Consider the following 7,826-nt stretch of genomic DNA (forward strand, 5'->3'; position numbering starts at 1 on the left):
CGATCAACAACCCGAGCGCGTAACTGCCGCCCGTCGCCGGCGGGCGCAGCACGCCCCGCCGGGTGGAATCCCGGGTGGACATTGGCGGAGGCTGCATCTCCGTCCTGCCGCTCATTTCGTCTTCGTCTCGATCGCCACTTTGCTGATGCCCAGCTTGCGCACTTCATCCAGCACGGCGATGGCCTTGCCGAATTCCGCCTTCTGGTCGCCGTTGATGAAGACGCGCGGATCGGGATCGGTGTTCTTCAAGGCCGTGAGGCGCGCCGGCAGTTGCTCCAGCGTGATCGGCTCCTTGTTGAAGAAGTAATCGCCCTTTTCGTTCACCGAGATGGTCGTACCCTCCTTTCGCTCCTGCGCCGCGCTCGTGGCCGCGATTGGTAGGTTTACGGAGATGCCCTGGTTCTTCACCATCGACAGCGACACCATCACGAAGGTCGCGAGCAGGAAGAAAACGATATCGATCAGCGGAATGATTTCGATGCGCGCTCGTTTCTGCGCCCGTGGGGAGGGGATGTTCATACCCTGGCGGTCTCCAGTGTTTCCGAGGCGCGATTCGGGGCTCGCTTCACGAGGTACAGCTCCAGGTGCGAGGCCGCATCCTGGATGTCCTGCCGGGCCTCCTCCAGTCGCGCATTAAGGTAATTGAATGGCAATAAGGCGAGGATGGCCACGCTCAGGCCGAAGGCCGTGGCGATGAGTGCTTCTGCGATGCCGCCGGTGATCGCCTGCGGCGCGCCGAGTTCCGCTCCCCCGAGGAGGCTGAAGGAATGGATCATGCCTGTCACCGTTCCCAGCAAGCCGAGCAGCGGCGCCAGGGTGATGACCGTATCGAGAATGGCCAGCCCGCGATTGAAGCGCTTGAGTTCCCAGTTGGCCGCGCGCAGGAGCGCTTCCGAGACGGATTTGTCCCGGTTCTCCAGCGCGTAAACCAGCGTCGCTGCCACGAAGTCCTGCGATCCGGCGCCGACCTGCACCGCCCCGTTGAAATCGCCGGCCTCCACCTTGGCCAGGATTTCGCCGACCACCCGGGGCTGCCGTTTGAAACGCTCCCGCACGATGAAGAGCAGCCGCTCCAACACGACGGTGAGGGCGACGATCGAAGTGCAGAGAATGGGCCACATGATCGGGCCGCCTTTGACGAACAGTTGGAACATAAAATAAGGATATGACAGTCTCAGCCCCTTTATATTAATGCAATAATATTGCAATTAACGGCGGATATCGATTACCCAGGAGCACCAGCCGTGCGCTCATCAAGCGCGGCTCACGGTTCGCTGCCTGGGTCGAAGTTTGCCTTTTGTTTTTTCCCAAGAACCGCGCACCCTCCGGGTTCCCTTCCCGCACACCCACCCTAGAAACCCTCCTATGAATCGCATCCTCGCCTCATCCCTTGCCACCCTTCTCGCCGCCTCGGCCGCTTTTGCCGAGACCAAGCCGGCCGCTCCCGCCGCTCCGCCGGCGTCGGAGTTCAAGCCCTTCCTCGAAGCGGTCGACCTCAAGGACGGCGACACGCTCGTCTTCCTCGGGGATTCGATTACCCACCAGTGCCTTTACACCCAATACATCGAGGACTTCTTCTACACCCGCTACCCCAAGCTGCACATCCACTTCCACAACTCGGGCGTGGGCGGCGACCGCGCCCAGGACGCGATCACGCGTTTCGATGAAGACGTGGCGGCTTACAAGCCGAAGTACGTGACCATCCTCCTCGGCATGAACGACGGCGGCTATCGCGATTTCGATAAGACAATCTTCGACAACTACCAACAGGGCATGACCACGGTGCTGGACAAGATCGCGGCCCTCGGCGCCACGGCGATCCCGATGACACCCACGATGTTCGACTCGCGGTCCAAGTCCATGAAGGGTGACAACGCCGAACCCCGGAAGACCTACTACAATGGGGTCCTCGCTCTTTACGGCCGATGGCTGCAGGAGCAGGCGCAAAACCGTGGGTTGGGCTTCGTGGATATGTTTTCGCCGCTCAACGACCTGACCATCGCGGCCCGCAAGAAGACGCCGAATTTCACCATGATCCCGGATGGCGTGCATCCCGGGCCAGCCGGCCAGGTGGTGATGGCTACGGCCATCCTCGAGGACATCGTGCCGCGCTCGCAGTGCACGCAGATCGTGGTCGACGAAAAGGCCGGCAAGCTCGCGGCCACGGCCAGCGGCGGCAAGATCACCGATTTCAATGGCGCGGCCGATGCCGTGAGCTTCACCTTCGCCGCGGAGAAGCTCCCGTGGGTGCTCCCGCCCGATGCGGTCGAGGGCTACAAGATGACCCACGCGGGCCATCACTTTTCCAATGAAAAGGTCAGCGTGCGCGGCCTGAAGCCCGGCAAGTACACCCTCAAGATCGATGGCCAGACCATCGGCACCTACGCCTCCGGCCAGCTCGCCTTCGGTGTGGAGCTCGAGGAAAACGACAAGACGCCCGAGTATCAGCAAGCGCTCAAGGTCGCCCTGCTCAACAAGCAACGGAATGACACCGCGTATCACCCGTTGCGCGACCAGTACGGCCAGCTCAAGGGCAAGCGCCGCGACCTCGCCAAGATCGACGAGAAAGACCCGCAATACGCCGCCAAGAAAGCCGAATTCGAAACGTGGTACACCGGCCAGAAGGCCAAGGTCGCCGAGCTCCTCGCCATGGCGAAGGGCATCGAAGACCAGATCTACCAGGCCAACCAGCCCGCGCCGCACAAGTACGAGTTCGCGCCCGCTCCCGAGGAGCCCGCTAAGCCCGTGAAGGCTGCAGCGAAGTAAGACGCTGATCGCAAAATAATCTGGCCCGCGAATCACGCCGAGTGGTTCGCGGGCCTTTTGCTTTCCGGGAATCAACCATCCACTCCGTTTTAGCGTGCCCATCACGCCAAACGCGGCTACTTCCTAAACGATGCTCAAACTGCTTTTTCTCGGCGACATTGTCGGTGAACCGGGCCGGCGCGCCGTCATCGATACCGTCCCGCGCTTGCGCGAAGAACGCGGAATCGATTTCGTGGTCGTCAATGGCGAGAACGCCGCCAATGGCCGCGGGATTACGCCCAAGATCACCATCGATCTGCTGCGCTGCGGCATCGCGGTCATCACCAGCGGCGATCACATTTGGGACCAGAAAGAGATCGTGCCCTTCATCGATACCGAGCCGCGGCTGTTGCGTCCGCTGAATTACCCGCCGAACACCCCGGGCGCCGGTTCGATCGTGCTGGAGACGCCCAAGGGCAAGGTCGGCGTCATCAATGTGCAGTGCCGCACGTTCATGAATCCGCCGCTGGAGAATCCCTTTCTTGCCATGGAAGCGGAAGTCGCGCGCGTGCGGGCGGAGACGGCGGTGATTTTCGTGGACGTCCACGGCGAAACGACCAGCGAGAAGATCGCCATGGGGCGCTTCCTCGACGGCAAGGTCAGCGCCGTCTGCGGCACCCACACGCACACCCAGACCGCCGATGAACAGATCTTCCCCGGCGGCACCGCCTTCCTCTGCGATGCCGGCATGTGCGGCCCGAGTGAAAGCTGCCTCGGCCGCGAGATCTCGCCGATCATCGAGCGCTTCCGCACCGGGCGCCCGATCCTCTACCCGGTGGCCCGCGGCCCCGTGAAGCTCCTCGGCGCGATCATCGAAATCGACGAGCAAACCGGCCGCGCCCTGTCCATCGAGCGCTACGCCGAGATGTACGTCCCCCCGGACCCCGCCCCGCCGGCGGCCGCGAAGTAGAAATTCAGATCCGTAAGTATCTTATATAAAACGACTTACATTGTCGTAATTTATTGGAATAAAATTTCCTTGCTGTCCGCAGACCGCGGCCCTATCAATGGCGTCGTTCTCTCCCCGAGCAGAAAGCGCCTCTAGGGTTCTCCACCCAAGAGGCGTTTTCATTTTCCGGGATAGAGGTCAGGCGGAGAAGTTGAACCGGATCGGAACTTCCACCGTCGCTGGAATGGCGCGGTCACCCTGCCGCGCGGGAGTGAACTTCCACGACCGCACCGCTTCGAGCGCCGCGCGATCCAGCATCGCGTGACCGCATCCCTGTCGGATGCTCGCGCTGGTCACACGTCCCGCCGCGTCCACTCCCACGAACAGCAGCACCACGCCTTCCAACCGTTGCGCACGGGCCTGCTCCGGGTAGGGCGGCTTGTAGCGCAGCAGGTATTGCGGTGGCACATATCCCGACCCGCCACCGCCGCCGGCACTCAGGCCCGCGACCGCGCCGCTCGACGCGCCCCGGCGCGCCGAGGCGCTGGCCGTGCGCGGCGCGCGCTCCTTCTTCGCCGGAGCGATGGACGGCATCTTCTGCGGCATGTCGGCCGTCGTGGAGATGGGTGACGCGGCGGCTTCCATCGTCGCCACGGGCATGGGCGGCGGTTTGAACGTCGGCACTGGCGGACTAAAACTCGTCTCGGCCGATGGCGGGACGATTTGCGGAGGCTGCATCCACGGAGTCTGGAAGTCGTCAATGAACAGGACGTTCTCTTCCTCCCCGGGCGAAAGAGACACGCTCACCTCGGCTTTGCGTGAATCAAGGCGCGGCGCCACCAACAGCGACGACCAACCAACCAAGGCCAGGACGCTGCCGTGAATGGCGCATGACAAGATGAGCGCGCTGCGGGTCATACCGCGACGATAACACTTAATTCTGCCGGCCGCTCATCGGCGTATAGGCGCGCTCGGAGTGGCCCACCCGGCCGAAATCATAGCCGATGATCACCCAGGTGATCTCGCGTTCCGACCGATTGTTCGTGCCCCACTGGCAGGAGAGATCGACGTGCAGGCGCGGCGTCGGGCGCCACTGGAGGCTCGGGCCGATGTTGAACTGGTGCGCCGGATGCCCGCGCTCGCCCTTCACGGTGTCGTGGTCATAGAGCGCTTCCACGCCCACGCCGAGTTTGCCATCGATCACCGAGTAGCTCAGGCCCAGCGGGATCTGGAATTCCTGTTCGCGTTCGCCGGCCGTTTCCGCTTCCCACACGAAATTCACGCCCCAGTGCCAGCGCGAGAGAAATTGGTCGCCGAGCAGGATCTTGAATTCATACACGTCCGGCCCCCAATGACTGTCGGCGAACTTGTATTCGCCGTACAAAGTGGGGTTGCCCCAGATCTTGCCCCAGTCCGCGAGCGCATAACGCAGCTCCACGTTGAAGCTCTGGTAATGGAAGCGTCCCTTATCGTCGCCCTCGATGTCATTGTAGAGATCGAGCTGCATGCGATATGGTAGACCGATTTCCACCTCCTCCAGTAAGCGGTGCGACTTGGAGCCGTCGCGATGATTCTTCATCCGCCACCAGGTTTCCACGCCCACTTCCCCCGGCTCCTGTTGGATGTAGACGCGCGTGCCGGTGAAGCGGCGGGCGCCGGTCCATTCCGGGCGTCCGGTTTCACCGATCGGCGTGTTTTCGCTCAGGACGGAAGTGAGGGCCGTGCTCGTGGTTTCCGGCAGGCGCGTGGTGGGCGCGGCGGCCGTCTCCGCAGCCACGACCGCGGACGCGGAGGCCAGGAAAAGCAGGGCAATTTTGACAGATGGATGAATCATGCAAGGGTTGAGTGTTTGGGTGGTAACGAACAGGCGCGCGGCCTAGCAGCGGGTGTGCCAGAGGGCGGCGCGCTCTGTGCTAAAGAGACACGAAGCCACGTTCGCCCGCATTTCGCCGTGAAATCGGGATAGGATTTAACCTCGCCAGTCTTGTCGCTGTTTACATTCTATCCCTCACCGCATGTTCGTCCGTCCCATCTCGAGCCTCTGGCTGCGCCTCGCGCTGCCTTTTTTGCTCTTTGTCGTGGTGGGATCCACCGCCCTCGCGCTGTGGTTGCACGCGGCGGCGCAGCGCGAATCGCGGCATGTCTTCGCCACCCTTGCGCACACCAATGCCGATTTTATCAAGAGCGCCCGCCTGCCCGCGAATGAACGCGTCGCGGATTACCTCAGCCGGGTGCTCAATATGCGTGTGTTCTTCCGGCGCCGCGCGTGGGACATGACGCCCAGCGACAACGGCCTCGCGATGCGCCAGAGCCTGGAGACCATCCCGCCCGTGACCGGCCCGCTGGAGGAGTATCGCGAGCTCTTGCGTGCGCTCGGGCAGGAGCAGGGGATCGTGCGGGCCGGGTCCGAGTTCGAGGCCATCGCCGTGCCGCTGGAGAATGACTTGAGCCTCATCCTCGTGCGCGACGTCGAGCCCGCGTGGTCGTTCCTCGTGCGCACCGAAACCCTTTCGCTGCTGGTGGCTTTCTGGATTTTCTCCGTGGCGCTGGCCTGGGTGCTGGCCAGCGGTTTCGTGCGCCCGCTGCGCCTGCTCGCGGAGCGCCTGCCGCATATCGAGAACGATCCCGGCGGCGCCCTGCCGGGCTCCGAGCGCTCCGATGAAATCGGCCAGCTCGCCCGTGCCTATCTCGCCACCCGCGCGCAACTCGCCGACGAGCGCGCCCGCCGCGAGCAGGCCGAGCGCCTCGCCATCCTCGGCCGCATGGCTACGGGCCTCGCCCACGAGATTCGCAATCCGCTCGCCGCCATCCGCATGCACGCCCAGCTCATCGGCTCCGCGCACAATGGCGACCTCGCGAGCACGGCCAGCGACTCGCTGCCCGTGCTGCTCGGCGAGGCGTCGAAGATCGAGGGACTCGTGCAGCAATGGATGTTTCTCGCCCGACCGCAATCGCCGCAAATGGCACCCGCCGATCTCGGCGAAATCGTCGCCGGCGTCGTGCGCTCCCTCACCCCGCAGGCCGAACACGCCCGCGTGCGGATCGTCAATGAAGTGCCCGCCGGATTGCGCGCCAAGGTCGATGCCAGCCGCCTCGCCCAGGCCATCGGCAATGTGACCTTGAATGCCATTCAAGCCATGCCCGGCGGCGGCAGTGTGACCATTCGCGGCGAAAGCGACAGCACGGTACGCCTGGTTTTCCACGACAGTGGCCCCGGCTTCTCGGCTCCCGCGCTCGCCCACCACGCCGATCTTTTCTTTTCCGAAAAAGAAGGCGGCATGGGCATTGGCATGAGCGTCACCGCGGAAATCCTCAAGGCGCACCACGGCTCGCTCTCCGCCACCAATGCTCCCGAAGGCGGTGCCGTCGTCACCCTGCAACTCCCCACTCTCCCATGAAACCCATTCTCATCATCGAAGACGAACACGCCGTGGCCAGCGCGCTCGGCGCCGTCTGCAAGCGTCTCGGGCACGAAGCCCTGCTCTGCTCCAGCGGTCAGCGCGGGCTCGAGGAACTGGCGCGCGGCGACTTCGCGCTGGTCATTCTCGACATCGGCCTCCCCGACATGAGCGGGCTGGAAGTGCTCAAGCAAATCCGCCAACGCGCTCCGACGCTGCCCTCGCTCATCATCACCGCGCACGGCAATCTCGAGAACGCCGTGGCTGCGAAAAAGATCGGTGCCGCCGGGTACCTGGTGAAGCCCCTGGACTTGCCCGAAGTCCAGGAAACCATTCGCCAGCTCGCCAGCGTCACGCCGGCGCCAACCACCTCCGCGCCATCCTCGCCCTCCCTGCTCATCGGCGCCGCGCCCGCCATGCAGCGCTGCTTCGTGGAAATCTCCCACGCCTGCACGAGCGACGCACCGGTGCTCATCTCCGGCCCGACCGGCACGGGCAAGACCCTCGCCGCGCGCGTGATTCATACCAATAGCACGCGCAGCGAAGCGCCCTTCGTCACGCTCCATTGCTCCGCGCTCCCCGAGCACTTGCTGGAGAGCGAATTGTTCGGCCACGAGAAGGGCGCTTTCACCGGCGCGCTGACCTCCCGCGAAGGCCACCTCGAGCGCGCCCGCGGCGGTACGCTCTTCCTCGATGAAATCGCCGAGATCTCCCCGGCCATCCAGGCGAAGCTC

At 63.8% G+C, this 7,826-nt stretch carries 8 protein-coding genes; 4 read left to right on the plus strand and 4 right to left on the minus strand.

Features of this window, described 5'->3' with window-relative positions; genetic code table 11:
• Positions 1-111: 111 nt before the first annotated feature.
• On the minus strand, positions 112-519 hold the full coding sequence (locus ABJF10_RS27285) for a biopolymer transporter ExbD (RefSeq protein ID WP_348547785.1): 408 nt from the start codon (positions 517-519) through the stop codon (positions 112-114).
• Positions 516-1,154, minus strand: a complete 639-nt coding sequence (locus tag ABJF10_RS27290; protein ID WP_348547786.1) for a MotA/TolQ/ExbB proton channel family protein — start codon at positions 1,152-1,154, stop codon at positions 516-518. The genes ABJF10_RS27285 and ABJF10_RS27290 overlap by 4 nt, the downstream gene beginning before the upstream one ends.
• Before the next feature lie 211 nt (positions 1,155-1,365).
• On the opposite strand from ABJF10_RS27290, the gene ABJF10_RS27295 reads away from it, so the two are divergent.
• Entirely contained in the window at positions 1,366-2,766 is a 1,401-nt protein-coding gene (locus tag ABJF10_RS27295; protein WP_348547787.1) for an SGNH/GDSL hydrolase family protein, read from the plus strand.
• A gap of 130 nt (positions 2,767-2,896) precedes the next feature.
• The gene (locus tag ABJF10_RS27300) at positions 2,897-3,715 is read left to right on the plus strand and encodes a TIGR00282 family metallophosphoesterase (RefSeq protein WP_348547788.1); all 819 of its coding nucleotides are present in this window, start codon (positions 2,897-2,899) and stop codon (positions 3,713-3,715) included.
• A gap of 177 nt (positions 3,716-3,892) precedes the next feature.
• On the opposite strand, the gene ABJF10_RS27305 is transcribed toward ABJF10_RS27300, so the two are convergent.
• Together ABJF10_RS27305 and ABJF10_RS27310 are read right to left on the minus strand one after the other, a co-directional pair.
• Positions 3,893-4,612: a TonB family protein gene (locus tag ABJF10_RS27305; protein WP_348547789.1), complete on the minus strand. Its 720-nt coding sequence runs from the start codon at positions 4,610-4,612 to the stop codon at positions 3,893-3,895.
• Between the two features lie 16 nt (positions 4,613-4,628).
• A complete protein-coding gene (locus ABJF10_RS27310; RefSeq protein WP_348547790.1) occupies positions 4,629-5,528 on the minus strand; it encodes a transporter in 900 nt (299 codons plus the stop codon).
• A 181-nt stretch (positions 5,529-5,709) separates the two neighbouring features.
• Here ABJF10_RS27310 and ABJF10_RS27315 point away from each other — a divergent pair, with 181 nt between their 5' ends.
• Entirely contained in the window at positions 5,710-7,092 is a 1,383-nt protein-coding gene (locus ABJF10_RS27315; RefSeq protein ID WP_348547791.1) for an ATP-binding protein, read from the plus strand.
• Positions 7,089-7,826, plus strand: a 738-nt coding sequence (locus ABJF10_RS27320) for a sigma 54-interacting transcriptional regulator (RefSeq protein WP_348547792.1), incomplete at its 3' end; no start/stop codon positions are given. The genes ABJF10_RS27315 and ABJF10_RS27320, both read left to right, overlap by 4 nt.

Source organism: Chthoniobacter sp., from assembly GCF_040003245.1.
GTDB lineage: Bacteria > Verrucomicrobiota > Verrucomicrobiia > Chthoniobacterales > Chthoniobacteraceae > Chthoniobacter.